This is a genomic window from Methylobacterium sp. J-118 (assembly GCF_057836565.1).
The window spans coordinates 1,077,858-1,102,823 of the sequence record NZ_JBYQFA010000001.1; the positions used below are offsets into that span (position 1 = coordinate 1,077,858).

Here is a 24,966-nt window from a genome sequence, read left to right on the forward strand (position 1 = left end):
CGCGCGGATCGCCGCGTGTCGTATGGCATCCACCCGTCGCGGACCAGGGCGGTCCGCGACGGGGCGGACACCGGGAGTCTCTCAGCGCATGTCGTCAGCCGTTCGCATCGCCCTCGCGGCCCTGGTCGCCGCCTCCCTCGCCGCCTGCGCGAGTGCGCCGGCCGCCCAGCCGGATCTGACGCCGCCGCCGCGCCGGCCGGTCGACGCCAAGACGCAGCTCGAATACGGCGCGCCGCCGGCACCCCCGCCCGGCCGCTACTGAGTGGCGGCGGCTCAGGCCGCCTCCCGCCCCCGCCGCGCCTCGTAGGCCTTCAGCCCCGTATAGACCTGCGTGAGCAGCGGGAAGGCCGCCGCCGGGGCAAGCCGCCGGCCGCGGGCGATCAGGTCGCCGATCACGTGATCCGCCTCGATCCGCCCGCCATTCTCGATGTCGCGCAGCATCGACGCCGTGAAAGTCGAGCCCGCGGCGGTGAGCTGCCCCCGCGCCCGCTCGGCCACCACGGTCCGCGGCGGGAAGCCGCTCGCCGCGGCCACGACCGTGCATTCCCCGTGCAGCGCCGCCATGAAATCGGCGCCGCCGGGCGCCGCCACGATGTCGCCGACGGCGGCGCGCATCAGGGTCGTCGCCCCTGCCAGCGTCGCGAGGAACACCCACTTCTCCCACATCTCCAGCAGGATCGCGTCGCTCAGGCGCGGCTGGAACTTCAGGCCGCGCATGAGGGTGTCGACCGCCTCGATCCGGGCCGTGCGCGCTCCGTCCCGCTTGCCGTAGGTGATGCTGCACAATTCGCTCATGTGGCGGATCGCGCCGTCCGGCGCGAGGGTCGCCGCGATGGCGCAGGAGCCGCCGAGCACGCGCTCCGCGCCGAAGCGGGCGTCGAGGGCATCGAGATGCGACAGGCCGTTCAGCAGGGGCAGGATCGCCGTCTCCGCCCCCACCGCCGGGGCGAGATCCGCCAGCGCGCTGTCGAGGTCGTAGGCCTTGCAGGACAGGACGATCAGGTCGAACGCGCCCGCCTCCGCCAGCCGGTCGGCGGTGACGGTCGGCGGATTCGGGATGTGCAAATCCCCGAGCGGCGAGTGCAGGACGAGGCCGTTCGCGGCGAGCTTCTCCGCCCGGGCCGGCCGGACCAGGAAGGTCACGTCGGCGCCCGACTCGGCGAGGCGCGCCCCGTAATAGCCGCCGGTCGCTCCGGCCCCGACGATCAGCGTGCGCATGGAGTTCCTCAGGTCCGCGACGGATAGTTCGGGCTCTCGCGGGTGATCGTCACGTCGTGGACGTGGCTCTCGCGCAGGCCGGCATTGGTGATGCGGATGAAGCGCGCCCGCTCCTGAAACTCCGGGATGGTCGCGCCGCCGACATAGCCCATGGCTGCGCGCAGGCCTCCGGCGAGCTGGTGCAGGACGTTGCCGACCGGCCCCTTGTAGGGCACCTGCCCCTCGATCCCCTCGGGGACGAGCTTGTGGGTGTCGTTGACCTCGGCCTGGAAGTAGCGGTCGGCCGAGCCCCGCGCCATGGCGCCGACCGAGCCCATGCCGCGATACGACTTGTACGAGCGGCCTTGATACAGAAAGACCTCGCCCGGGGCCTCGTCGGTGCCGGCGAGCAGGGAGCCCAGCATCGCCACCGAGGCGCCCGCGGCGATCGCCTTGGCGAGGTCGCCGGAATACTTGATGCCGCCGTCGGCGATCACCGGGATGTCGGCCTCGGCAGCGGCTTCCACGGCCTCCATCAGCGCGGTGAGCTGCGGCACGCCCACCCCCGCCACGATCCGGGTCGTGCAGATCGAACCGGGGCCGATGCCGACCTTGATCGCGTCCGCCCCGGCATCGATCAGCGCCTGCGCACCCTCGCGGGTGGCGACGTTGCCGGCCACCACCTGCACGGCGTTCGAGAGCTGCTTCACCCGGGCGACGGCATCGAGCACCTTGATCGAGTGGCCATGCGCCGTATCGACCACGATCACGTCGCAGCCGGCATCGATCAGGCGCTCGGCCCGCTCGAAGCCGCTGTCGCCGGTGGTGGTGGCGGCCGCGACCCGCAGGCGCCCCTGCTCGTCCTTGACGGCGAACGGGTAGGTGATGCGCTTCTCGATGTCCTTGACGGTGATCAGGCCGATGCAGCGGTAATGGTCGTCGACGACCAGCAGCTTCTCGATGCGGAACTGGTGCAGCAGGCGCTTGGCCTCGTCCTGGGTCACGCCCTCGCGGACGGTGATCAGGCGGTCGCGGGTCATCAACTCGGCGACCGGCTGCGCCGAATTCGTGGCGAAGCGCACGTCCCTATTGGTCAGGATGCCGACGAGCTTGCCGCGCGACCCATTCGGACCCCGCTCCACCACCGGGATTCCGGAGATGCGGTTGCGCTTCATCACCTCGAAGGCGTCGGCCAGGGTCTCGTCCGGATGGATGGTGATCGGGTTCATCACCATGCCGGACTCGTATTTCTTCACGAGCCGGACCTGCTCGGCCTGCTCCGGCGGCTCGAGGTTGCGGTGGATCACGCCCATGCCGCCGCTGGCCGCCATGGCGATGGCCATCGGCGCCTCGGTCACGGTGTCCATCGCCGAGGCGAGGATCGGCAGATTCAGGGGGATCGACCGGGTGAGGCGCGAGGCGACGTTGACCTCGGTTGGCATCACCGAGGAGGCGGCGGGCCGCAGGAGCACGTCGTCGAAGGTCAGCCCTTCGATGATCGATGCGGAGTCTACTCGGGCCATGTGCCAACTTTCCTCGGACGGCCGCGCCTGTGGGCTCGCGCAGCGGGATCGGGTTGGCAAGTGGCAGTATCACGGGGTCCGCGGTGGCGCCAATGCGCCGTCGCCGCGCCGCAGCGGGAAAACACGCATGGCTCCCCCGCTTTTTCGCACTCCGATCGGCGCGGTCAGCGCCTCGCCTTCGCGGGTCCCTGATCGGTGTATTCGGGCGGCAGGCCGATATAGTCGCCCAGGATGCCGTCGATCCCCGGGGCCCGGCCATAGGCCTCGCAATCCGGGTCCAGGGGCGCCTCGCCCAGGGTGGTGACGCGGATACGGTCCCAGGTCGGCAGGGTGTTGGGAGCCGTGAACGGGTCCGTGCCGGTCGCCAGCAGGTAGCCGAAATCCTGGCCGAAATCCCCCGCGAGGTCGTAGGCGTCGCTCGCCCGGGAGAAGCGCGGCTGGCTGGTGAAGGAGTTCGCGGCCCCGCCCCAGACCATGGCGGCGCGCTGCTCGCGCCTCCGGTCCAAAGCCTCGGCCTCCACGGTGAGGCTGCCCAGCCCGATCGGCACCCGCGGGATCGGCACGCGCCCGATGCCCTCGGCGGCGCTGAGCCCGAACTGGGAAGCGACCGTGACCCCGGCCGAACCCGCGATGGTCGCGCCGGCGCCAAGGAGGTCCGTGGGATCGACGCGGGTGACCTGGGCCCGCACGGTCAGGTCCGCGTCGCGCCCGGTCACGACATCGTATCTCAGCGACAGGTCGTAGCAGAGCGCCCGGTCGGCGGCGTTGGCGATCAGGCGGCGCTCGGCTGCGGTCAGCGGCACGGCACCCGCCACATCGGCGTGGAACGCCGTCGGGATGATGCGCACGGTGCGGGCTTTGGCCAGCGCCGGCCGGTCCACGTAGATCCGGGCGGCGGACGCGACCTGATCGCTCGCCTTGAGGCGATCGTAGCGGGTCAGCGAGCCGCGATCGTTGAGGAGGACGGTGCCGCAGGCCGCCACCATCGAGAGAAGGGCGACGCCGGCGGCGATCCGCGGCAGGGTGCGGGCCGGGCTGGGGCTGGGCTGCATCGAACTCCTCGTGACCCGGCGCCGTGCCGAATTGCGCCGACATCACGGCCGCGTGATCGAGACATAGCGATCGAGCTTCGCGCAAAACAGGTAACGGCGCCCGCTGCGCAACATCTGTTGCAGGATGGATACATAAGCGAAACACGAGGATGCGAGGTGGCCGCCCTGCCGTGCAACCGGCGCGGCGTGCCGCGCGTCTGCCCCCCGATGCCCTCCGCCACCCAAAGACCGCTCTGGATCGTCCCCCTGACGGTCGCCACCGCGTTGTTCATGGAGAACACCGATTCGACGGTGATCGCCACGGCGCTTCCGAGCATCGCCGCGAGCCTCAGCGAGGACCCGATCGCGCTGAAGCTCGCCCTGACCTCCTATCTGGTCAGCTTGGCGATCTTCATCCCGGTGAGTGGCTGGATGGCCGACCGCTATGGCTCGCGCACCGTCTTCCGCGCGGCGCTCGTGGTGTTCATGGCCGGCTCCCTCGCCTGCGCGGCCGCCAACGGGCTGGCGTGGTTCGTCGCGGCGCGGTTCCTCCAAGGCATGGGCGGGGCCATGATGGTCCCGGTCGGACGGCTGGTCGTGCTGCGCAGCGTGCCGAAATCGCAGCTCGTCACGGCGCTGGCCTACCTGACCTTCCCGGCCCTCGTCGGACCGGTGCTCGGCCCGCCGGTCGGGGGCCTGATCACCACTTGGTTCGACTGGCGTTGGATCTTCTTCATCAATCTGCCGATCGGCTGCGCCGGGATCGTGCTGGCGACCCTGTTCTTCGAGGATGTCCGCGAGCCCGAACGGCCGCCCCTCGACATCCTGGGTTTCCTGCTGCTCGGGACGGGGCTCGCCGCGCTGATGCTGGGCCTCGCCTCGATGGGACGCCACCTGCTGCCGCCCGCCGTCTCCTGGGGCTGCCTCGCCGGCGGCGCGGTGCTGCTTCCGCTCTACTGGGCCCATGCGAGGCGGGTCGCCCACCCGATCGTCCGGCTCGACCTGATGCGCCGCTCGACCTTCCGGGTCGCGGTGCTCGGCGGCAGCCTGTTCCGGATCGGCACCGGGGCGATCCCGTTTTTGCTGCCGCTGATGCTGCAGGTCGGGTTCGGGCTCGACGCCCTGCATTCCGGCCTGATCACCTTCGCGGCAGCGGCCGGCGCGATGTTCGTGAAGACCCTCGCGCCGAAGATCCTGCGCCGCACCGGCTTCCGGACCCTGATGACGTGGAACGCGCTGCTCGCCTCCGTCTTCCTGGCGGTGAACGGGCTCTACACCGCGCAGACGTCCCATTGGATCATGGTGACGCTGCTGTTCGTCGGCGGCTGCGCGCGCTCGATCCAGTTCACCTGCGTCAACGCCATCGCGTATGCCGATCTCGAATCCCGCGAGATGAGCGCGGCCACGAGTTTTGCCAGCGTCTGCCAGCAGCTGTCATTGAGCCTCGGCGTCACCCTCGGCGCCCTGGCGCTGGAGGGGACCGCGGGCCTCCACGGCCGGACCCAGATCGAGGCGGCCGATTTCGGGCCGGCCTTCTTCGCCGTGGCGGTGATCTCGGCGGTCTCGGCGCTGGCCTTCCGCCGCCTGACGCCGGATGCCGGGTCGGAAATCTCGGGACGCCACGCGATCGCCGCCGCCGCTCCCCCTCCGGCCGCCACCGCCGCCGAGATGCGGCCGCGGCACGGCTAGATGCCGCTCAGGCCGCCGCGCGGGCGGGGGAACGGCCGGGCGGCCGCTTGGCGCCCCTGGCCGCGGGGGCCTTGCCGGCGGTCTTCCCGGTTGGCTTCGCGCCCTTCGGCGCCGCACCGGAACGCCAGCCCTGCCAGCTCCAGGCGCCGGGGCCCGTCAGGGCGTACATCAGGAATCCGCCGGCGAGGCCGAGATCGGCCAGGAGGAGCGTGCGCTCGGCGACGGCCGCCGGGCCGATGTAATGCCAGAAGGCGTGGAGCACGAAGGCGGTCAGGGCCGCGAAGACGGCGAGCGCCAGCCCCGTGAGCCGCGGCAGCACGCCCAGGATCAGCGCGAGCGGCCCGAAGACCTGCACAACCACCGCGGCCGTGGCGACGGCATTCGGGAACGGCATGCCGGAGCCGGCGAGCGTCAGCGCGAAGCCCGAGACGTTGAGGGCCCGGGCGATCCCGGTGGGCAGGAGCGCGGCGGCCAGGAGCAGCCGCGCGGCGAGAAGCGTTCCGTCCTGGGCGCGGGCGATCATGGGAGGTCCGGTCGGCGGCGAAGCTGACCGGAGCTTGGCCCGGTCCGCTGAAGACCGGGTTAAGCCGCCGCCTCAGCCGGAGACGCCGCCGCGGAACAGGCGCCCGCGCTCGGTCCAGGCGACGACGACCAGCGCCAGGCCGCCGAGGCCGGCATAGCCGAGGCCCACCGGCACCACCGTCCCGTCGAAGGACTGCCCGATCAGGAAGCCGCAGAGGGCGCCGAGGAGGGTGGTGTAGAAGCCGAGGAACGAGGAGGCGGTGCCGGCGATCGCACCCAGCGGCTCCAGGGCGAGCGCGTTGAAGTTCGGCATGGCGAAGCTGATCAGAAACTGGTTCAGCGCCAGGATCGAGAGGAACAGGGCCAGCGGCGGCTGGCCGTGATAGGCGAGCCCGACGCCGACCTGGAGCAGGCCGACCGCCGTGAAGGCGATGACGCCGCCATGGGACAGCGCCCGCATCCCGAGCCGCCGGACGACCCGGGCGTTGATCAGCGTCGCCGTCCCCATGGCGCCCGCCACCAGCCCGAAGGCCAGGGGAAAGAGCGGGCCGAGATGGTACAAGCCGGTATCGAACACCTGCTGGGCCGAGCCGACATAGCCCATGATGCAGCCGGTCATCAGCCCGAGGGCGGTGGCGTAGCCGACGGCGACGCGGGTCCGGAGCGTCAGGCGGATCGCCTCCCAGGTGGAGGCCGGCGAGAGCGGCCGGCGGTATTCCGGGTGCAGCGTCTCGGGCATGCGCATCGAGAACCAGAGCGTCAGCCAGAAGGCCAGCACCAGCATCGAGACGAAGACATAGACCCAGGAGCCCAGCGCCAGCATCATGCCGCCGATCGCCGGCGCGACCATCGGAACGATCAGGAACACCATCATGGTGAGAGACATCACGCTCGCCATCTCGCGCCCCGAGAAGCGGTCGCGCACGATCGCCACCGAGAGGACGCGCCCGCCGGCCGCGCCGATGCCCTGGATGATCCGGGCCGCGAGCAGCCAGCCGAAGCTGGGGGCGATCATGGCGAGCCCACAGCCGACCACGTAGATCGCGAGGCTGACCAGCAGGACGGGCCGGCGCCCGACGGCGTCGGAGACCGGCCCGTAGACGATCTGCGCGAAACCGAAGCCGATCATGTAGACGTAGACGAGGAGCTGCAGCCGGCTGGGATCCGGCACGGCGAAGCGCGCCTCGATCGCCGGGAAGGCCGGCAGCAGGTTGTCGATCGAGATCGCGGTCACCGCCATCATCAGCGCGATGATGGCGACGAACTCGACGAAGCCCGGGCCCGACCAGGGGCGTGGGGCGCGGGTCTCCTGGACCGGCGGCACGGGCCGGATCACGACTGTCAAGGCGGGCTCACGGGATGCGCGGGGACGGGCCGATCAGGGCTCGCCCATCGCGGCACACTTATGACGATCCCGCCCGCCCGGCGCAGCTCAGGCCGGCAGCGGGTGCAGGGCCGGTTCGGCGGGCCTGCGCCCGACGAAGCCGGCCATCAGCGCCGCGACGAGGCAGAGCAGCCCCGCCGACACGAAGGCGCCGAGATAGGTGCCGGTATCGGTCCGGACCATGCCGGCGAGCCAGGCCGCCGAGGCGGCGCCGATCTGGTGGGCGGCCGCGATCCAGCCGAACATCAGCGCGGCGTTCTCCTCGCCGAAGGATTTCGCCGCGAGCTGCACGGTGGGCGGCACCGTGGCGATCCAGTCGAGCCCGTAGAACACGGCGAACAGCGAGAGGCCGTAGAAGCTGAGGTCGAAGGAATAGGGCAGGAAGATCAGGGACAGGCCGCGCAGGCCGTAATACCAGGCCAGGAGCTTGCGCGAATCGAACCGGTCCGTGAGCCAGCCCGAGGCCGTGGTGCCGATCAGGTCGCAGATCCCCATCAGCGCGAGCAGCCCCGCCGCCGTCACCTCGGCGATGCCGTGGTCGATGCAGGCGGGGATCAGGTGCGTGCCGACCAGCCCGTTGGTCGAGGCGCCACAGATGAAGAACGTGCCGGCGAGCAGCCAGAAATCCCGGGAGCGCAGGCCCACCCGCAGGCCGCGCAGGGCGCGCATCGCCGGGTTCTCGGTGAGGATCGGCGTCGGCGTCACCGTGGCCTCGCCGTAGCGCGGCAGGCCGAGATCCGCCGGGCGGTCGCGCAGCAGCAGGGCGGCCAGCGGGATGAGCGCGAGGGTCGCGGCCGCGACCACCAGCGAGACCGAGCGCCAGCCCTGCCCCACGGCCAGGGAGGCCAGCACCGGCAGGAAGACGAGCTGTCCGGTGGCGCTGCTCGCCGTGAGCATTCCCAGGACCAACCCGCGACGCTTGCCGAACCAGCGCCCGGCCACGGTGGCCCCGAGCACGTTGGCGACCATGCCGGAGCCGGAGCCGACCACGACGCCCCAGAGCAGAACCATCTGCCACGGCGCGGTCATGAGGCTGGTCGCGGCCGTGCCGATCGCCAGGATGAGGAGCGCCGTACAGACGGAGCGACGCAGGCCGAACCGCTCGATGATCGCCACCGCGAAGGGGCCGATCATCCCGTACAGGAAGATGTTGAGCGCGATCCCGACCCCGATCATGGACGCGGTCCAGCCGAATTCCCGCTCCCAGGGCACGATCAGCACGCTCGGCGTGGCGCGCACGCCCGCGCCGACGAGCAGGACCAGGAAGGTCACCGCGGCGACGATCCAGGCGTAGTGCAGGCGCGGCGCGGGACGCGTCTCGGCGAGGGATGGCATGGTCGGGCTCCGGGGCGAAGGCGGGTCGGTCAGGAGGCGGCGATCAGGGCTTCGGCCAGGGCGGCGACGGCTCCGGGCTCGACCCGGGCGGCGATGCGGGCCTGCGCCGCGCGCCAATGGGGCATCGCGGCCGCGATGGCGTCCCGGCCGGGCTCGGTTAGCACCACCACCCGCTCGCGCGCATCCGCCTCGCCGGCGGCGATCCGCACGAGGCCCCGCCGCTCCAGCGGGTCGAGGTTGCGCGCCATCGTGGTCCGCTCCAGCGCCGCCTCGGCGGCCAGCCGCGTCACCGGGGTCGATCCCAGGCGGTCCAGAAGGCGCAGGATCGCGAATTGCGTCACCCGCAGACCGGAGGGCCGCAGGGCCGCGTCATAGGCCGTGGTCACGGCGCGCGTGGCGCGTCGCAGGGCGGAGCAGGTGCAGGGCTCGGTCGAAGGGTGATCCATCACAATGCGTGTATATGCACATTTCCGCGCGTGCTCAAGCGGATCCTGACGGTTCGCGCCGTTCGACATGCACCGGTGCCCAAACCGCCGAGGCGTGTCATCGACACGGCAGGCCACGCTGCTATCCCTAGGACGCGCGCCGCCGGAGGAGACACCGGTTCCGGCGGACGAGGGCGCATCACGATGAAGGCCGCGCCGCTCCCGACGACTGCCGGATCGGGATCTGCTCAAGGTCGGCAACCCGGTTCGGGAGAAGCGCGATGACACTCGAGACCGCGACGGCGTTGTCCTCCTCCGAGCAGAAGACGGCCCGTGCCGGGCTGATCGAAGCGGCCGCCGACCTCGTGACCGAGCAGGGCGGCCCGGGCGGTTTCGTGCGCGACCTGCTCGGGCGGGTGACCCCGGAGGATCTGGCCTCCTACCAGGCCGATGCCCTGGCCGATCTCGCCGCCCGGGCCCGGGCGTTCCTGGCCGACCCGCGTCGGCCCGGCGATCCGGCCCGGATGCGTTTGAGCGATGTGGATCTGGTCCGCGACGGCCGCCGCCGCGAGATGACGATCCTCGAGGTCATCAACGACAACCGCCCATTCCTGCTGGATTCGACGCTGGCCGAACTCACCGAGCAGGGCTTGTCGCCGGACCTCGTCGCCCACCCGATCCTGGGTGTCGAGCGCGATGCCGGGGGGGCGCTGATCCGCGTGGTCGGCGAGACGACCGCCGACGCCCAGGGCAGCCTGGCGCGCGAGAGCTTCATCCACATCCACCTCGATCGCCTCGCCGCGGAGGCCGGTGAGCGGCTGCGGGAGGCGCTGGCGGCCGTCTACCGGGACGTCGCCCTGGCGGCCGACGATCACGACGCGATGCTGGCGCGGCTCACCGATCTCGCCGAGAATCTGGGCCGGGCACCGACCCCCATGCCGGAGAGCGAGATCGCCGAGGCCCGGGCCTTCCTGGACTGGCTGACGGACGGGCAGTTCCTCCTCGTGGGGATGCAGCAGCACGGCATCGACGGCGAGGCGCATCCCCTGGTCGATGGGTCGAGCCTCGGCGTGCTGCGCGATCCCGGGGCCACGCCGCTGCGCCGGGGCCGGACGCCGGTGGACTACACCCCCGAGATCCTGACCTTCCTGGAGGAACCCCAGGCGCTGATCATCACCAAGGCGAGCGTGAAGTCCCGCGTCCACCGGTCCGCCTACCTGGACTATGTCGGGGTCAAGCTGTTCTCCGGCCTCGGCAAGCTCTCGGGCGAGGTGCGGATCGTCGGCCTGTTCACCGCCACCGCCTATACCAGCCCGGCCCGCGACGTTCCGGTCCTGCGCCGCAAGGTCGAGGCCGTCGTCGCCCGCGCCGGCCTCGACCCGACCAGCCATGCCGGACGCAGCCTCCTGGCGGTGCTGGAGAGCTATCCGCGCGACGAGCTGTTCCAGATCGACGTCGAGCGGCTCTACCGGTTCACCCTGGCCATCGCCAACCTCGCCGACCGGCCGCGGATCCGGGTCCTGTCGCGGCCGGACCGCTTCGGCCGCTTCGTCTCGCTCCTCGTCTACGTCCCGAAGGAGCGCTACGATTCGACCATCCGGGCGCGGATCGGCGCCTACCTCGCCGACGCCTATGGCGGGCGGCTCAGCGCCGCCTACCCGGACTACCCCGAGGGGCCGCTCGCCCGCACCCACTACATCGTCGGCCTTCCCGACCAGGGCGCCCCCGAGATCGATCCGGCCGGCCTCGAATCCGGCATCGCCGCCCTGGTCCGGACCTGGGGCGACGCCCTGCGGGCGGCCCTCGCGGAGAGCCAGGGCGGCGACCGGGCACGCCGGCTCGCGGCCCGGTACGCCGACGCGTTCTCGGCCGCCTACCGGGACAATTTCCAGCCGGAGGTCGCCGTCGGCGATGTCGCGATCCTGGACAGCCTCAGCGCGGAACAGCCGCGAGCCGTGCATCTCGGCCGCCGCGGGTCGGATTCGGCCGCGCAGGTCCGCCTGAAGGTGTTCTCACGGATGACCGCGATCGCGCTGTCCGATCGCGTGCCGGCCCTGGAGAATCTCGGCTTCCGCGTCATCAACGAGCGCACCTACCGGATCGTGCCGGCGGGTGCCGCCGAGGCGGACCGGGTCTGGCTGCACGACATGCTGCTCGAACGCGCCAGCGGGGCCGCGATCGAACTTACGGATCTGGAGCAGCCCCTCGAAGACGCGATGCTCGCCATCGCGGAGGGCACGGCGGAATCGGACGGCTACAACCGCTTGGTGCTGGAGGCCGGCCTCGCCTGGCGCGAGGCGGCGCTGCTCCGGGCGCTCGGGCGCTACCTGCGCCAGCTGCGCATCCGCTACGGTCAGGATTACATCGCCGGGACCCTGAGCCGGCATCCCGGGATCGCGCGGGCGATCGTGAGCTTGTTCCGCGTCCGGTTCGAGCCCGCCACCGAGGTCGACCGCGCCGCCAGGACCGCGGATGTCCGGGCCGGAATCGAGGACGCGCTGGCCGACGTCACCAGCCTCGACGACGACCGGATCCTGCGCCGGTTCGTCAACCTCGTCGAGGCGGCGGTGCGGACCAACTTCTTCCAGACGGGGGCCGACGGGAAGCCGCGGGAGACGATCAGCTTCAAGTTCGCCTGCGCGAAGGTGGCGGCGATGCCCCTGCCCCGGCCGCTGTTCGAGATCTTCGTCTACGCCCCCCGGGTCGAGGGCGTGCACCTGCGCTTCGGCTATGTCGCCCGGGGCGGCCTGCGCTGGTCCGACCGGCCGGAGGATTTCCGCACGGAGATCCTCGGGCTGGTGAAGGCCCAGCAGGTCAAGAACGCCGTGATCGTGCCGGTGGGCGCCAAGGGCGGATTCTTCCCCAAGCGCCTGCCGCCGGCTTCCGACCGCGCCGCCTGGATGCGGGAGGGCACCGAGAGCTACCAGCTCTTCATCCGCACCCTGCTCGAACTCACCGACAACATCGTCGGCGACGCGATCGTGCCCCCGCCCGACACGGTCCGGCACGATCCCGACGACGCCTATCTCGTGGTCGCCGCCGACAAGGGCACCGCCACCTTCTCGGACATCGCCAACGCGCTCTCGCTGGAGAAGGGCCATTGGCTGGGCGATGCCTTCGCGTCGGGCGGCAGCCAGGGCTACGACCACAAGGGCATGGGCATCACCGCCCGGGGCGCCTGGGAGGCGGTGCGCCGCCACTTCCGCGAGATCGACATCGACGTCCAGACCGATCCGATCACCGTAGTCGGCGTCGGCGACATGTCGGGCGACGTGTTCGGCAACGGCATGCTGCTGTCGCAGAGCATCCGGCTGCGCGCGGCCTTCGACCACCGGGACATCTTCCTCGACCCGAACCCGGACGCGGCGGCGAGCTTCGCCGAGCGCCGCCGCCTGTTCGATCTCGGGCGCTCGTCCTGGGCGGATTACGACCGGAGCCTGATCTCGGCGGGCGGCGGCGTGTTCTCCCGCAGCCTGAAGACGGTGCCGCTCTCCGAACCGGTGCGGGCGGCCCTGGGCTTCGACCGCGCGGAGGCCACGCCCACGGAGCTGATGCAGGCGATCCTGAAAGCGCCGGCCGACCTGCTGTGGTTCGGCGGCATCGGCACCTACATCCGCGCCACGACCGAGACCGACGACGATGCCGGTGACCGCGCCAACGACGCCGTGCGCATCACCGGCCCGGAATTGCGGGCCAAGGTCGTCGCCGAGGGCGCCAATCTCGGCCTGACCCAGCGCGGGCGCATCGAGGCCGCGCGCGCCGGCATCCGCCTCAACACCGACGCCATCGACAATTCGGCCGGCGTGAACACCTCCGACGTCGAGGTCAACATCAAGATCGCCCTGATGACGCCGGAGCGTGACGGGCGGCTGAGCTACGAGGCCCGCAACGCCCTGCTCGCAACCATGACCGAGGAGGTCGGCCACCTCGTCCTGCGCAACAACGAATTGCAGACGCTCGCCCTGTCCCTCGCCCAGCGCGGCGGCCTCGGCGAGACCGGCTTCGCCATGCGGACCATGCAGGCGCTGGAGGCCGAGGGGCGCCTCGACCGGGCGGTGGAGTTCCTGCCCGACGATGCCGCGCTCACCGAGCGCCTGCGCCGGAACGAGGGGCTGACCCGGCCGGAATACGCGGTGCTGCTCGCCTACGCGAAACTATCGCTGCACGACGCGATCCTGGACAGCGCCGTACCGAACGACCCGTATTTCGACCGCGAATTGCAGCGCTACTTCCCGAAGGCCCTGCGCGAGCAGTTCCCGGATGCCGTGAAGGGACACCGGCTGCGTCGCGAAATCATCGCCACGGCGCTGGCCAACATCATAGTCAACCGGGGCGGCCCGTCCCTGACCACGCGCCTGGTCGACGGGACCGGCGCCGACGCGGCCACCATCGCCAAGGCCTACGCGGCGACCCGGGACGCCTTCGGCCTGATGGAGCTCAACCTCGCCATCGACGGCCTCGCCGGCCGGATCACCGGCGACGGTCAACTCGGCCTCTACGCCGAGGTCCAGGATCTGCTGATGAACCGCATCGTCTGGTTCATCCGCAACCTCGACCTGACCGGCGGCCTCGCCCCGATTGTGGGACGCTACCGGGACGGCATCGCGGCGGTGGAGGCGGCGCTGCCCAAGGTGCTCGACGCGGCGGCCCGCGGGGCGATCGACACACGCGCGACCGAGCTCAAAGAGCTCGGCATGGAACCGGCGCAGGCCCGGCGGCTCGCCTCCCTCACCGCCCTGGTCTCCGCCCCCGACATCGTCCGGGTCGCCGAAGCGGGCGGTCGGCCGGTGGAGGAAGTGGCCGCCACGCATTTCGCCCTGGAGCACGCCTTCCGGCTCGACGAACTCGCCGCGGCCGCGCGCACCGTCCCGGTCGCCGACACGTTCGATCGCGTCGCCCTGGAGCGCGCGGTGGCCGGCATCGCCGCAGCCCATCGCAAGCTGACCGCCGAGATCGTGTCCGATCTGAGCGCCGGGCCCGGGGCCGTCGAGGCCTGGGCGAAGGCCCGGGGGCCGTCGCTCGCCCGGATCCGCGATGCGGTCGACGCGATCCGCGCGTCCGGTCTGACGGTCTCCAAGGCGACCGTGGCGGCGAGCCTGCTCGGCGATCTCGTGCGCGGGGGCTGAGAAGCCGGCACCGGGCGCATCGGCTGAGCCACCGGAACCGGGAGGATGCTGCCGGCGACGGCGACGTGCGCTCAGGCCCCCGGCGCTGAGGGAGAAAACACCCGCCGCATCGCGCGGCTCACGGCCGTCAGGGTGAGGAGGAGGCCGACGAGCGACACCGCCGCCGCGATCAGCGGCAACTCTCCGTAGCCGACGCCGAGCGTCAGGGCGGCGCCGCCGATCCAGGCCCCCGTGGCATTGCCGAGGTTGAAGGCACCCTGGTTGAGCGTCGAGGCGAGGTTCGGCGCGTCGCTGGCGGCCTCCACCACCCAGATCTGGAGCGGCGAGACCAGGGCGAAGACCAGCCCCGACCACAGGACCAGAACCGCGACCGTCATCGCCGGATGGTGTGCCACGACGGCCAGGAGCAGCAGAGACACCACGATGCCGAGGAAGCTGCCGACGATCGTCGCCATCTGGCCCCGGTCAGCGAAGTGTCCGCCCGCGAGATTGCCGACGGTCAGTCCGGTTCCGGCGGCGAAGAGCACGCCGGTCACACCCTGCGGCGAGAACCCGGTCACCCCGGTCAGGAACGGCGTGATGTAGGTGAACACCGTGAAGAAGCTCACCGACGACAGGGTCGAGATCAGCATCGGCCGCAGCACCGGCCAGCGGCCGAGCGCCCGGAACTCGCTGACCAGGCGTCCGCGCGTGCCGGGCAGCCCCGTGGGCACGCAGAGCTGGATCGCCAAGCCTGCCGCGAGGCCGATCCCCACCACCGCCCAGAAGGTCGAACGCCATCCCGCGACCTGCCCTAGGGCGGTGCCGAGGGGCACGCCGAGGACGTTGGCCAGCGTCAATCCGGTGAACATCAGGGCGACGGCCTGGGTCCGCTTCTCCCGCGGCACCAGATCCCGCGCCACCACGGCGCCGATTCCGAAGAAGGCCCCGTGCGCGAAGGCGGTCAGGATCCGCGCGGCCATCAGCAGCGTGTAGCTCGGCGCCATCGCGCAACCGAGGTTACCGGCCAGGAACACGCCCATCAGGGCGAGCAGGGCCGCCTTGCGCGGCATGCGCGCCGTGGCGATGGCCACGACGGGTGCGCCCACGACCACGCCCATGGCGTACCCGGACACCAGATAGCCCGCCTGCGGGATCGTGACGCCGAAGCTCTGGGCCACCTCCGGGAGCAGGCCCATGATCCCGAATTCGGTGGTGCCGATCCCGAAGGAGGCGACGGCAAGGGCGAGAATCGGCAATGGCGGCACGGCGCGGCTCTCCGGCGCAGGGTGTTCGCTCGATTGTGCGAAGCAACATGCGCAAGATGCCAGCGACGTGCGGCCTGCCTAGCCGCGAACGCGCGGCGCACGGTTGCGCGGCGCGCAAGCGCGCCGTCCGGCCCGAGTTCACGCGCTCATCGCACCAGGCCTCGCGGCCTGCACCGCGGGTCCGGATCGCCCGGCGATGCCGGTCGGTAGCCGATCGACGGCTGCCGGGTTCCCACGCTTCCGCGGTCCGCGCGCGCCTCACCGTGCGACGGGACCGGCCGAGCGGATCACTCCGCCGGGGCGTTCTTCCGGCTGCGCGGCTTCGGCGACGCCGCGGCCGGCGTCTCCGTCACGATCGGCTGGACGGGGCCGTTATACTTGCGGCGTTGCTGCCCCAACCCGAGGGCCCGCGCCAGCTCGGATCGCTGGGCGGAGTAGCTCGCCGCGGTCATGGGATAGTCCACCGGCAGCCCCCATTTCGCCCGGTACGCCTCCGGCGACAGCCCACGCAGCGTCAGATGCCGGCGGAGAGTCTTGTAGGGCTTCCCGTCCTCGAAGCTGACGATGTGATCAGTCGTAATCGACTTTCGGATCTGCGCCGGCGTCAACTTTTCGGCCGGCCCAGTCGAGCCCTCGCCCGCAGTCGCGAGATGGCTCAAAGCGCCGTGAACTATGTCGATCAAGCCCGGAAGATCGGTCGACGGTACCGAATTGTTCGACACATAAGCCGCGACGATATCGACAGCCAGTTCGATGCGCTCCGACTGCTCGCTCGCTACACTCTCGTTCATGATCGACCCCCGTTATTCAAAATATCCGGATCGACCAATCCATATCGGATGCGATCGAAAACTTTCTGATCCTACCGGATTTTCACGCAAATCTCAATCGGATCGGACTCGAGACGGAAACAGGCCGTCGCGATTTGGAAATGCTGGCCGAACGCGCCATTGACGCGACATTAACCACGTAGAGCTAGCCTCAATTAACCATACCGATGACCCGTTTGGTCGCGGCGTGGACGGTGAATCCCGGCGTTCAGGACTCGGGATATTGGTGGAGACCGAGATCAAGTGCGTACAGCACGGTCTGACCGGCGGGACCGGCACGAGATTCGGCTTGCGTATGCAGCCCTGACGCTCGCGCTCGCGGCGTCGCCGACCTCTGCGCAGCGCTTCGATGCGATCAGCCCCGTCACCGGCCAGCCCGACAATCCCGGAACCGGACTGGATACGGCCCCGAACGGCCTCCCCTCCCTGAGGCGGCGCCTCCCGGACGGGCTGTCGCGCGACGACGGCCGCGGCTCGCCGAGCGGGGATACGACGGGGGGCGACCAGATCGGCGGCGACAGCCTGCGCTCGCCGCTCTCGCCCGCGCTCCCGACGCAGGGGCAGGTCCAGCCGGGCCAGTCTCAGCTCGATACCCGCGCGACCGGAGGCGGCCAGCGGACCGGCGGCAGTTCGACGGCACCGGCCAATCTGGCGCCCTCGGCCCTGCTCAGATCGCGGGCCGCGCCCCCGCGCCGGCTCGGCACCGCGACCCGTAGGTATACCCAGGACATCACTCAGGTTCCGAGCCCGGCCCTGAAGCTCACGCCGATCATCCAGCAGCCGGTGGTCGGGGTGCCGCTGCCGCAGGCGCCGACGCAGCTTCGGCCGATCCTGCCGCTCATCCCGGGCTCAGCCGCCCTCGGCCTCCTGACCCCGGGCTTCATCCTGGGTACCGATCTCGCCCGGCCGATCCCCATGGATCCCGCCTACGCGCCTCTCGGCTATCAGGTCGGGTCGTTCACGGTGCTGCCGAGCTTCGCGCAGAGCCTCGGATACGATTCCAACCCCGATCAGACCAGCCGGCAGCTCGCCAAGGGCTCCGTGGCCCTGCGCACCGATGCGGCGGTCGATTTCCGGAGCAACTGGTCGTCGAGTTCGCTCCAGGGCTCCCTGCGCGGCGCCTATCTGGAGACGCCGCAGAACGAACCCGCGAGCCGGCCCGCCGCCGACGGCGTCGTGCGCCTGCGCATCGATGCGGACCGCGATCTGCACATCGACGCCGAAGGCCGCTTCCTCGTCGACACGCAGCGCACGTCGAACCCCAATCTCCAGGCCGCGAATCTCGGGCTCCAGGCCGCCGCGACCACGAGCCGGCCGCTGCTCGCCGTCTACGGGGCGTCCCTCGGCGCGACCGAGACCTTCAACCGCCTGTCGGTGACGCTGCGCGGCTCGATCGATCGCTCGGAATTCGACAACGCCCGGCTGTCCGACGGTACGATCATCAATCAGGCCGACCGGAACCTGAACCAATACAGTCTCCAGCTGCGCACCGCCTACGAGGTCAATCCGGACTTCAACCCCTTCGTGGACATCCTGGCCGATACCCGCGTCTACGACCTGCGGCAGGACCAGAACGGCATCCGGCGCGATTCCGACGGGATCGCCCTGATGGTCGGGGCCAGCTTCGGCCTGCTGCGCACGCTCACCGGCGAGATCTCGGCGGGCATCCAGCACCGCACCTACGTCGATCCGACCCTGCGCGCCGTCGACGCCCCCCTGGTCAACGCCGCCCTGGTCTGGTCGATGAGCCCGCTCACCACCGTTCGCCTCACCGCGGCCACGGGCGTCACCGAGACGACCATCGTCGGGTCGAGCGGCATCCTCACCGACGTCGCCACCCTCGAAATCCAGCACGACCTGCTGCGCAACCTGTCGATCGTGATCGGCGGCTCGCTCCTGCGGAACGACTATCAGGGCAGCACGATCCGGGAGAACGGGGTCTCGGCGACCGCGCGGCTCGACTATCACCTGACCCGGTGGCTGACCCTGCGGGGCACCTACATCTACCAGCAGATCAACAGCACGGTGACCGGGGCGAGCTTCCAGGACAACACCTTCCTGATCGGCTTGCGGGTCAATCCGTAGATCGGGCCGGAACGGCGCCGTCCGGAGGTGCAGGCCCCGCCCGTTATTGCACATCCTGCCGTATCCGTGGTCAGCCCCGCTTCGACGCGAAGAAGTCCCGCAGGAGCGCCGCCGCCTCGCGTTCTCGGAAGCCGCCATAGACCTCCGGCGCGTGATGGCAGGTCGGCTGGTTGAAGACCCGCGGCCCGTTTTCGACGCCGCCGCCCTTGGGATCCGATGCCCCGTAGTAGAGCCGCCGGATCCGCGCGAAGGAAATCGCCCCCGCGCACATCGGGCAGGGTTCGAGCGTCACGTAGAGGTCGCAGCCGGTGAGCCGTTCGTCGCCGATCGCCGCGCAGGCCGCCCGGATGGCCAGGATCTCCGCATGCGCGGTCGGATCGTGCAGCGTTCGCGGCAGGTTGTGGGCGACGGCCAGCACGGCCCCGTCCCGGACCACGACGGCTCCCACCGGAACCTCGCCGGCCGCCTCCGCCCGCCGCGCCGCGGCGAAAGCCTGATCGAACGCGCGCGCGCCCGGCGCCGCGGCGCGGCCGGGGGAATCATCCGCCATGGTGCCGCCGTTCCATCACCCGGAATCGGGCGGCCCCGCGGCCCGGCGGATTGATCCAGAGCAATGTTAAGGCCTGGAACATACGCGCGACCGTGTCCGTTCTAAGCATTTCGTGCGGCGCCGCCGCAGGAATACAGGAAGGGTAACGCCATGAGCAGCACCACCGACAAGATCAAGGGCGTCGCCAACGAGTCTCTCGGCAAGGCCAAGCAGGGCATCGGCGACGCGACCGGCAACGACAAGCTCAAGACCGAGGGTGCGGCTCAGGAGCTCAAGGGCAAGACCCAGAGCACTGTCGGCGACGCGAAGGACACGGTGAAGTCGGCAACCGACAAGCTCTGATCGCCACGGGACGATTGGAACGGGACCCGCCACGGGCGGGTTCCCACCAAGGACCGGCTCGAACAACGCGAGGATGCCATGATCGGTTGGGCTGTCACGTTTCTCGTCGTCGCGCTCGTCGCGGCTCTGCTCGGCTTCGGCGGCATCGCCGGGACGGCCATGGAAGCGGCCAAGGTGATCTTCTTCGTGGCGATCGCGCTGTTCCTCATCTCCGCGGTGTTTGGCGTGATGCGGGGCCGCTCTCCCAGGCTCTGACCGACGTATCGGTCCCCGATCAGGGTGGTGGCGCCCGGGAACGGCGCCGTTCCGTATCGGCCACCGGGTCCGCTTTCGCGGAGCGCCATCAATGAATTTTCGGGGCCGTTCCCCAGGGAGCGGCCCTTTCGTGTGGGAACCCGACGGCGTTCCAGACTCAAAGACCCGTCTCGCCTGTCGGTATCGGCTCTGCTAAGGCCCGGGCATGAGCGACATGCCGAAAGACGACACGCCGGAGGGTCCCGCCCGTCCGGACCCGGAGACCGCGCGGGTGGGGAGCTGGACGCCGACGACCGACGCCGGCAGCGCAACCGAGCCGGCGCCGGCCGAATCCGCCGCCAAGCCGCGTCCAGAAAAGCGACGCCCCGTGCGCCCCCCGTCCGAGCCGGCGGCCGAGGACCCGTCGGCCGATCCCGCCGACGCGCCGACGCCCCCCGGGGAACGGATCGCCAAGGCGATGGCGCGCGCCGGGATCGCGTCGCGGCGCGATGCCGAGGCGATGATCCTCGCCGGCCGGGTGAGCGTCAACGGCGAGACGTTGAGTTCGCCGGCACGCAACGTCACCGAGGACGATCGCATCCTGATCGACGGCGAGCCGATGCCGTTGCGGGAGCGCAGCCGCCTGTGGATCTTCCACAAGCCCAGGGGCCTCGTGACCACCGCGCGCGATCCGGAGGGCCGGCAGACCGTCTTCGATGTCCTCCCCGAGGATCTGCCCCGGGTTGTCGCGGTCGGACGCCTCGACATCAACACTGAGGGGCTGCTGCTCCTCACCAACGACGGCGGCCTTGCCAAGGTGATCGCCCATCCCGACACCGGCTGGCTGCGCCGCTACCGGGTCCGCGCCCATGGCGATACCGATCAGGCCCAGCTCGACAAGCTCGCCAAGGGCGTGACGATCGACGGGATGGAGTACGGCCCGATCGAGGCCATGCTCGACCGCGTGCAGGGCGACAATGTCTGGCTGACGCTGGGATTGCGCGAGGGCAAGAATCGCGAGGTCAAGCGCATCCTCGAGCATCTCGGCCTCTCGGTGAACCGGCTGATCCGTCTGTCCTTCGGGCCGTTCCAGCTCGGCGATCTGGAGGTCGGCCTCGTCGAGGAGATCCGCACCCGGGTCCTCAAGGATCAGCTCGGCAAGTCGCTCGCCGAGCAGGCCGGCGTCGATTTCGACAGCCCGGTGCGCGAGCCGATCGTGCCGTTCGGCGGATCCAAGGCCGAGGATGGCGGTGCGAAGACCGCCCAGGGGGGCGCCGCGAGCCGGCGCAACGCCGCGCGCCCCGCCCCCGCACCGCGCGTTTCGACGGGTGGATCCGGGTCCGGACCGCGCAACGCCGCCTGGCGCGACGACGACGATTCCAAGCCGCGCGGGACGCGCATTCCTCGCCGCGGCGCCGATCCGCGGGCCGCGCAGGCCGCCGCCGCGGAGCGCGGACGCGAACGCGTCGGCTCGATCCGGGCTGGGGACCGCCGCGTCGTCGTGGAGCGCCTCGCCGCGACCCCGGTCGAGCCTGCGCCCCAGGAGAAACCGCGTCGCCGCTATGCCGATGACGGCCCCTCCGAGCGGCCGCAGCGGGACGCCGGCGGCCGTTCCGGTCGTCCGGGTGGATCCGGGGGCGCGCGCGGCCCCGCACCGTATGGCGAGCGGGCCCCGGCATCCCGCGGCGAGCGCGGCGGCGGCGAGCGGCCGAACCGGCCACCGGCGCGCGCCGCCGAGCGCCCATGGGGCGATGCCAGGCCGGATGACCGGCGGGGACCCAGGACGGATGAGCGGCGCGAGCGCCCCTTCAACGCCGGCTCGGCCGAGGGCGCGGGTGCCGGCAAGGGCGGTTTTCGGACCCAGAAGCGCGGTCAGGACGGCGGCAAGCCGGCCTTCGGCGGCCCGAAACCGGGTGGTGCCCGGCCCGGGGGCAAGCCGGGCGGGTTCGGCGGCAAACCGGGCGGCTTCGGTGGCAAGCCCGGCGGCTTCGGTGGCAAGCCCGGCGGCTTCGGTGGCAAGCCCGGCGGCTTCGGTGGCAAGCCCGGCGGGTTCGCCGGAAAGGCTCCCAGCCGGGGCGGGTCCGGCGGGGGTGCAAGACCCGGCGGACGACCGGGCGGCGGCAAGCCCGGCGGGTTCGGCAGTAAGCCCGGCGGCGGGCGGCCGCCGCGCGGGACGCGATGAGGATTGTTGGAGGTGCCTGGCGCGGCCGCAGGCTCGCGGCGCCGCGCACCTCCGCCATCCGGCCGACCTCGGATCGCCTCCGGGAGTCGCTGTTCAACGTGCTGGCCCACGCCTACGACGACGCCTTCGCGGGAGCCCGGGTGCTCGACCTGTTCGCCGGCACCGGGGCGCTTGGCTTCGAGGCGCTCTCGCGGGGTGCGGCCTACGCGCTCCTGGTCGATGACGGGACCGAGGCCCGGGCGGTGATCCGCGCCAACATCGAGGCCCTCGGCGCCGAGGGCGTGACGCGCCTGTTCCGGCGCGACGCGACCCGGCTCGGCGCGGCCGGGACGGCGGGTCAGTTCTCGCTCCTGTTCTGCGATCCGCCCTATCATCGCGATCTCGCGCCCCGGGCTCTGGCGAGCGCAGCCGCGGGTGGGTGGCTCACGCCGGGCGCCCTCGTGGTGGTCGAGGAGGCCGAGACCGTGCGCTTCGACTGGCCGGACGGGTTCGCCGAACTGGAGCGGCGCGCCTACGGTGAGACCGCCGTCGCCCTGGCGCGGTTCGCCGCCTGACCGCGCGATCTGCGCCGTTGGTCAGCTCACCCGCCGGATCGGGCCAACATCGTCCCGCGGGGTGACCCTCCGGCTTTCGGAGCAGACGATGCGGGAGCCGGGCGGTCGACGGACCGGTCGCTTCGAGGCACCCTTCCCGACAGCGGCCGATGGTGAGGCTTCGCGACGACCCTACGCGGGTCCCGTCGCGTCTGCGCGAGCTCTCGGCCTAGCGCGCCGGTCGACCTCAGGCGCCCGGAGCTGCACTGCGGGAGGCATTGTCCGCGGCGGCGGCCTCGATGACCCGCTGGTGGCCGATCCGCGCCGCGGATTTCACGAGGCTCAGAACATCGCGACGCATCTGATCGTCGGCGATCTGATTGTAGGCGCGCAGGAGTTCCACGGCGCCGGACACGCGCAGCAAGGCCGGACCGTTATCCGCCGCGTTCTCGGCCTCCGGCTCGAAGAAGCTCGATACCGGGACGCCGAGCCGCTCGGCGATCGCCTGCAGGCGGCCAGCCCCGACCCGGTTCTTGCCCGTCTCGTATTTCTGGACCTGCTGGAAGCTCACCCCGAGCGCGCTCGCCAAGGCGGACTGGCTCAGCCCGTTCGCCGCGCGCAGGAACGCGATGCGGCTGCCGACGCCATGATCGATCGCCGTCGTCTGCTTCGGCTTTGGACTGGACTTGGCCATGGGTCGGGGTCCGAACGTCGTCTCTGTTGGCGGGCATGCACAACCGCAACCCGAACCGCCGACCACAACACACAGCTGCCATATCGTGCGGCCGGGAATCTGGCCTGCGATCAGTAGATGCCACAGCCAAGCCCAGCACGCAACGAAAGGTCGCGGCGGCGACATCTGAGATATCGAAGATGGCTGCGCGATCTGTGCAATGCCCGTCCGCGCCTCGGCGCGCGCATTGTATTGAACTTATTGTGCACCGATTAAACTACGCAGGGATCGGCGGATGAATATTTGAAGCGGCGACGGAGATGCACATTCGCGCCGGCATCGCCCAAGAGTTCGACTGACGCGATTCCGCTGGGCGCAGCCTCGCCGCATCATGCCCGCCGTCGTCGCAGGGCTAGGATGCCGGCCCGAGCCAATCCGTCACGATCGTGAGCTGGCGATCGTCCAGGAGGGCGGGGGCGTGGCCGCAATCCGGAATCTCGACGCGCTCCGTCGGCGGCCCCCGCCGGGTCATCTCGTCGGCGGTGGCGGCGAGGAGGAGTTCCGATTGCGCCCCGCGCAACAGCAGGACCGGACAGGTGATCGCGTCCCAGTCGCGCCACATGCTGACGCTGTAGACCCGTCCGGGCCTGAACGCGTCGCCGATGCCCGGATCGTAATGGGGCCGCCAGCCTCCGTTCGGCTCCCGGAAGAAGCTGTATTTGGCGATGTGGCGCCACTGCTCGTCGGTCAGCGGCCCGAAGGATCCGAGGACGGTGCGCAGGCGCGACTCGCCCGAGGCGAGGTTGTGGTGCAGCCGCGGCGCGTCGCGCAGGCGCGAGCCGATGTGGCGGATCGGCGCCCAGGGCAGGAACGGACCGATATCGTTGATCACCATGCGGCGGATCGGCGTGTTGGCCGACGCGGCCAGGACCATGCCGGTCAGGCCGCCGAGGGACGTGCCGACCCAGTCGATCGGTCCGCGGATCCGCAGATGCGCGATGAGCGCCGCCATGTCGGCGGCGTATTGCGGCAGGCCGTAGAGTTCCGGATCCTTGAGCCAGCCGCTGAGGCCGCGCCCCGGCAGGTCCGGGCAGACGACCCGGTAGCCCATCTTCGCCAGCCTGTAGCCGAGGGGATCGAAGTCCCGGCCCTGGCGGCTCAGTCCGTGGACGCACACGACAACACGCGCGCTGTCCGGGTCGCCCCACTCGACATAGGCGATGCGGTGGAAATCGTGGGGCGCGTAGGCGAGGAAATCGCCGGTCCGGAACGGAACGTCGGCCTGGCTGAGATCGTCGAGACGCGGCATCGCCGTCACCGGAAGCGCGAGCGCCGCCGGGTCGGCCGTCACGGTTTTTCCGTGCGCGCCGCGGCCTCGCGGGCGAGCCGGCTGGTGGTCTGGTGGATGTCGACCATCTGGTCCGTCAGCCGGCGCGCCTGCTCCTGCAGGAAGGCCGCGTTCAATGCCGCCGCCTCCCGGGCATCGGCCGCCTGCGCGACGCGCTCGGCATAGTCCAGGGTGGCGCGGACGTTCGTGTCCGAGGCGACGAGCACGCGATGCCCGATCTCGCGCATCGCCGCCAGCGTGTGCACGGTGTTGTCCTCGAAGGCGTTGTAAAGGCGCGCACCAGCGGCCTCCCACTGCTCGCGCATCCGCCGGGCGCCCGCCGCGTTGCTCTCGCTGAGGTGGTTGGCGGTCTCGCGGCTGGAGCCCATCACCGAGCGCCACCCCTCGAAGGTCTGGGACATCGAGGCCTCGAAGGCGTTCAACGCCATCTCGCCGGCCTCGGCAAAGCGCTCGTAGGCTTCGCGCGCCCGCGCCACGCCGCCCTCGGCCATGGCCCGTCCCGCCTGCGTGGAGACCATCGGCCCGTTGTCGTTCCCCACGGTCGCCTTCCCTCCATCGCCGGCCCGGATCGGCCCGGCCCCAGGTTACGGGCATCGGCCAGGGTCGCCCCGCCGTCAACCATGCGGGGTGACAGAACCGGACGGGGGCACCGGCCCGGGACGCGGCGGCGATTGACAGCCGGGTCGGGCGGGAAATCATCCTCCGTCGGA

At 71.1% G+C, this 24,966-nt stretch carries 21 protein-coding genes; 8 read left to right on the forward strand and 13 right to left on the reverse strand.

The window, feature by feature from the left end:
* The first annotated feature begins 88 nt into the window (after nucleotides 1-88).
* On the forward strand, nucleotides 89-262 hold the full coding sequence (locus tag AC3IF3_RS05240; RefSeq protein WP_243965640.1) for a hypothetical protein: 174 nt from the start codon (nucleotides 89-91) through the stop codon (nucleotides 260-262).
* An 11-nt stretch (nucleotides 263-273) separates the two neighbouring features.
* Here AC3IF3_RS05240 and panE read toward each other — a convergent pair whose 3' ends face one another.
* The 3 genes from panE to AC3IF3_RS05255 form a co-directional block, all read right to left on the reverse strand.
* On the reverse strand, nucleotides 274-1,218 hold the full coding sequence (gene panE / locus AC3IF3_RS05245; protein ID WP_489227660.1) for a 2-dehydropantoate 2-reductase: 945 nt from the start codon (nucleotides 1,216-1,218) through the stop codon (nucleotides 274-276).
* Between the two features lie 8 nt (nucleotides 1,219-1,226).
* Entirely contained in the window at nucleotides 1,227-2,720 is a 1,494-nt protein-coding gene (gene guaB / locus AC3IF3_RS05250) for an IMP dehydrogenase (RefSeq protein ID WP_243965620.1), read from the reverse strand.
* A gap of 164 nt (nucleotides 2,721-2,884) precedes the next feature.
* Nucleotides 2,885-3,772, reverse strand: coding sequence for a DUF3313 domain-containing protein (locus AC3IF3_RS05255; RefSeq protein ID WP_489227662.1), 888 nt, complete (start codon nucleotides 3,770-3,772; stop codon nucleotides 2,885-2,887).
* A gap of 207 nt (nucleotides 3,773-3,979) precedes the next feature.
* Between AC3IF3_RS05255 and AC3IF3_RS05260 the strand changes: the two genes are divergently transcribed.
* Complete coding sequence (locus AC3IF3_RS05260; protein ID WP_243965973.1) at nucleotides 3,980-5,440, forward strand: MFS transporter; 1,461 nt, start codon at nucleotides 3,980-3,982, stop codon at nucleotides 5,438-5,440.
* A 7-nt stretch (nucleotides 5,441-5,447) separates the two neighbouring features.
* Here the strand turns inward: AC3IF3_RS05260 and AC3IF3_RS05265 are convergent, their stop codons facing one another.
* The 4 genes from AC3IF3_RS05265 to AC3IF3_RS05280 all read right to left on the reverse strand — a co-directional run bounded on the left by AC3IF3_RS05265 (nucleotide 5,448) and on the right by AC3IF3_RS05280 (nucleotide 9,127).
* Complete coding sequence (locus tag AC3IF3_RS05265) at nucleotides 5,448-5,963, reverse strand: DoxX family protein (protein WP_243965610.1); 516 nt, start codon at nucleotides 5,961-5,963, stop codon at nucleotides 5,448-5,450.
* A 72-nt stretch (nucleotides 5,964-6,035) separates the two neighbouring features.
* Nucleotides 6,036-7,202 carry a multidrug effflux MFS transporter gene (locus tag AC3IF3_RS05270; protein ID WP_489231244.1) on the reverse strand — a complete coding sequence of 389 codons (1,167 nt, stop codon included), beginning with the start codon at nucleotides 7,200-7,202 and terminating at the stop codon, nucleotides 6,036-6,038.
* A 192-nt stretch (nucleotides 7,203-7,394) separates the two neighbouring features.
* Nucleotides 7,395-8,681 (reverse strand): MFS transporter, encoded by a 1,287-nt coding sequence (locus AC3IF3_RS05275; RefSeq protein WP_489227665.1) that lies wholly within the window; start codon nucleotides 8,679-8,681, stop codon nucleotides 7,395-7,397.
* 29 nt (nucleotides 8,682-8,710) lie between these two features.
* Complete coding sequence (locus tag AC3IF3_RS05280) at nucleotides 8,711-9,127, reverse strand: MarR family winged helix-turn-helix transcriptional regulator (protein ID WP_489227666.1); 417 nt, start codon at nucleotides 9,125-9,127, stop codon at nucleotides 8,711-8,713.
* 260 nt (nucleotides 9,128-9,387) lie between these two features.
* On the opposite strand from AC3IF3_RS05280, the gene AC3IF3_RS05285 reads away from it, so the two are divergent.
* Nucleotides 9,388-14,232, forward strand: coding sequence for an NAD-glutamate dehydrogenase (locus AC3IF3_RS05285; protein WP_489227667.1), 4,845 nt, complete (start codon nucleotides 9,388-9,390; stop codon nucleotides 14,230-14,232).
* A gap of 71 nt (nucleotides 14,233-14,303) precedes the next feature.
* On the opposite strand, the gene AC3IF3_RS05290 is transcribed toward AC3IF3_RS05285, so the two are convergent.
* Together AC3IF3_RS05290 and AC3IF3_RS05295 are read right to left on the reverse strand one after the other, a co-directional pair.
* Nucleotides 14,304-15,479 (reverse strand): MFS transporter, encoded by a 1,176-nt coding sequence (locus AC3IF3_RS05290; protein ID WP_489227669.1) that lies wholly within the window; start codon nucleotides 15,477-15,479, stop codon nucleotides 14,304-14,306.
* Between the two features lie 287 nt (nucleotides 15,480-15,766).
* Complete coding sequence (locus AC3IF3_RS05295) at nucleotides 15,767-16,270, reverse strand: Ros/MucR family transcriptional regulator (protein ID WP_489227671.1); 504 nt, start codon at nucleotides 16,268-16,270, stop codon at nucleotides 15,767-15,769.
* Between the two features lie 321 nt (nucleotides 16,271-16,591).
* Here AC3IF3_RS05295 and AC3IF3_RS05300 point away from each other — a divergent pair, with 321 nt between their 5' ends.
* Nucleotides 16,592-18,394 (forward strand): outer membrane beta-barrel protein, encoded by a 1,803-nt coding sequence (locus AC3IF3_RS05300; protein WP_489231245.1) that lies wholly within the window; start codon nucleotides 16,592-16,594, stop codon nucleotides 18,392-18,394.
* A 70-nt stretch (nucleotides 18,395-18,464) separates the two neighbouring features.
* On the opposite strand, the gene AC3IF3_RS05305 is transcribed toward AC3IF3_RS05300, so the two are convergent.
* Complete coding sequence (locus AC3IF3_RS05305) at nucleotides 18,465-18,944, reverse strand: nucleoside deaminase (RefSeq protein WP_489227672.1); 480 nt, start codon at nucleotides 18,942-18,944, stop codon at nucleotides 18,465-18,467.
* 150 nt (nucleotides 18,945-19,094) lie between these two features.
* Here AC3IF3_RS05305 and AC3IF3_RS05310 point away from each other — a divergent pair, with 150 nt between their 5' ends.
* The 4 genes from AC3IF3_RS05310 to rsmD all read left to right on the forward strand — a co-directional run bounded on the left by AC3IF3_RS05310 (nucleotide 19,095) and on the right by rsmD (nucleotide 22,256).
* Complete coding sequence (locus AC3IF3_RS05310) at nucleotides 19,095-19,286, forward strand: CsbD family protein (RefSeq protein ID WP_489227674.1); 192 nt, start codon at nucleotides 19,095-19,097, stop codon at nucleotides 19,284-19,286.
* A gap of 78 nt (nucleotides 19,287-19,364) precedes the next feature.
* Nucleotides 19,365-19,541, forward strand: coding sequence for a DUF1328 domain-containing protein (locus AC3IF3_RS05315; protein ID WP_243965578.1), 177 nt, complete (start codon nucleotides 19,365-19,367; stop codon nucleotides 19,539-19,541).
* A gap of 205 nt (nucleotides 19,542-19,746) precedes the next feature.
* Entirely contained in the window at nucleotides 19,747-21,702 is a 1,956-nt protein-coding gene (locus AC3IF3_RS05320; protein ID WP_489227676.1) for a pseudouridine synthase, read from the forward strand.
* On the forward strand, nucleotides 21,699-22,256 hold the full coding sequence (gene rsmD / locus AC3IF3_RS05325; protein ID WP_243965563.1) for a 16S rRNA (guanine(966)-N(2))-methyltransferase RsmD: 558 nt from the start codon (nucleotides 21,699-21,701) through the stop codon (nucleotides 22,254-22,256). The genes AC3IF3_RS05320 and rsmD overlap by 4 nt, the downstream gene beginning before the upstream one ends.
* 226 nt (nucleotides 22,257-22,482) lie before the next feature.
* On the opposite strand, the gene AC3IF3_RS05330 is transcribed toward rsmD, so the two are convergent.
* From AC3IF3_RS05330 to AC3IF3_RS05340, 3 genes are all read right to left on the reverse strand, one after another.
* Complete coding sequence (locus tag AC3IF3_RS05330) at nucleotides 22,483-22,929, reverse strand: helix-turn-helix domain-containing protein (RefSeq protein WP_489227678.1); 447 nt, start codon at nucleotides 22,927-22,929, stop codon at nucleotides 22,483-22,485.
* 391 nt (nucleotides 22,930-23,320) lie between these two features.
* Complete coding sequence (locus tag AC3IF3_RS05335; RefSeq protein ID WP_489227680.1) at nucleotides 23,321-24,259, reverse strand: alpha/beta fold hydrolase; 939 nt, start codon at nucleotides 24,257-24,259, stop codon at nucleotides 23,321-23,323.
* Nucleotides 24,256-24,795, reverse strand: a complete 540-nt coding sequence (locus AC3IF3_RS05340) for a phasin family protein (RefSeq protein WP_489227681.1) — start codon at nucleotides 24,793-24,795, stop codon at nucleotides 24,256-24,258. The genes AC3IF3_RS05335 and AC3IF3_RS05340 overlap by 4 nt, the downstream gene beginning before the upstream one ends.
* Nucleotides 24,796-24,966: the final 171 nt, after the last annotated feature.

Coding starts and splice junctions, on each gene's coding strand:
- AC3IF3_RS05240 (WP_243965640.1), top strand. CDS start 89: ATGTCGTCAGCCGTTCGCATCGCCCTCGCGGCCCTGGTCGCCGCCTCC.
- panE (WP_489227660.1), bottom strand. CDS start 1,218: ATGCGCACGCTGATCGTCGGGGCCGGAGCGACCGGCGGCTATTACGGG.
- guaB (WP_243965620.1), bottom strand. CDS start 2,720: ATGGCCCGAGTAGACTCCGCATCGATCATCGAAGGGCTGACCTTCGAC.
- AC3IF3_RS05255 (WP_489227662.1), bottom strand. CDS start 3,772: ATGCAGCCCAGCCCCAGCCCGGCCCGCACCCTGCCGCGGATCGCCGCC.
- AC3IF3_RS05260 (WP_243965973.1), top strand. CDS start 3,980: ATGCCCTCCGCCACCCAAAGACCGCTCTGGATCGTCCCCCTGACGGTC.
- AC3IF3_RS05265 (WP_243965610.1), bottom strand. CDS start 5,963: ATGATCGCCCGCGCCCAGGACGGAACGCTTCTCGCCGCGCGGCTGCTC.
- AC3IF3_RS05270 (WP_489231244.1), bottom strand. CDS start 7,202: ATGGCGGTGACCGCGATCTCGATCGACAACCTGCTGCCGGCCTTCCCG.
- AC3IF3_RS05275 (WP_489227665.1), bottom strand. CDS start 8,681: ATGCCATCCCTCGCCGAGACGCGTCCCGCGCCGCGCCTGCACTACGCC.
- AC3IF3_RS05280 (WP_489227666.1), bottom strand. CDS start 9,127: ATGGATCACCCTTCGACCGAGCCCTGCACCTGCTCCGCCCTGCGACGC.
- AC3IF3_RS05285 (WP_489227667.1), top strand. CDS start 9,388: ATGACACTCGAGACCGCGACGGCGTTGTCCTCCTCCGAGCAGAAGACG.
- AC3IF3_RS05295 (WP_489227671.1), bottom strand. CDS start 16,270: ATGAACGAGAGTGTAGCGAGCGAGCAGTCGGAGCGCATCGAACTGGCT.
- AC3IF3_RS05305 (WP_489227672.1), bottom strand. CDS start 18,944: ATGGCGGATGATTCCCCCGGCCGCGCCGCGGCGCCGGGCGCGCGCGCG.
- AC3IF3_RS05310 (WP_489227674.1), top strand. CDS start 19,095: ATGAGCAGCACCACCGACAAGATCAAGGGCGTCGCCAACGAGTCTCTC.
- AC3IF3_RS05315 (WP_243965578.1), top strand. CDS start 19,365: ATGATCGGTTGGGCTGTCACGTTTCTCGTCGTCGCGCTCGTCGCGGCT.
- AC3IF3_RS05320 (WP_489227676.1), top strand. CDS start 19,747: ATGAGCGACATGCCGAAAGACGACACGCCGGAGGGTCCCGCCCGTCCG.
- rsmD (WP_243965563.1), top strand. CDS start 21,699: ATGAGGATTGTTGGAGGTGCCTGGCGCGGCCGCAGGCTCGCGGCGCCG.
- AC3IF3_RS05330 (WP_489227678.1), bottom strand. CDS start 22,929: ATGGCCAAGTCCAGTCCAAAGCCGAAGCAGACGACGGCGATCGATCAT.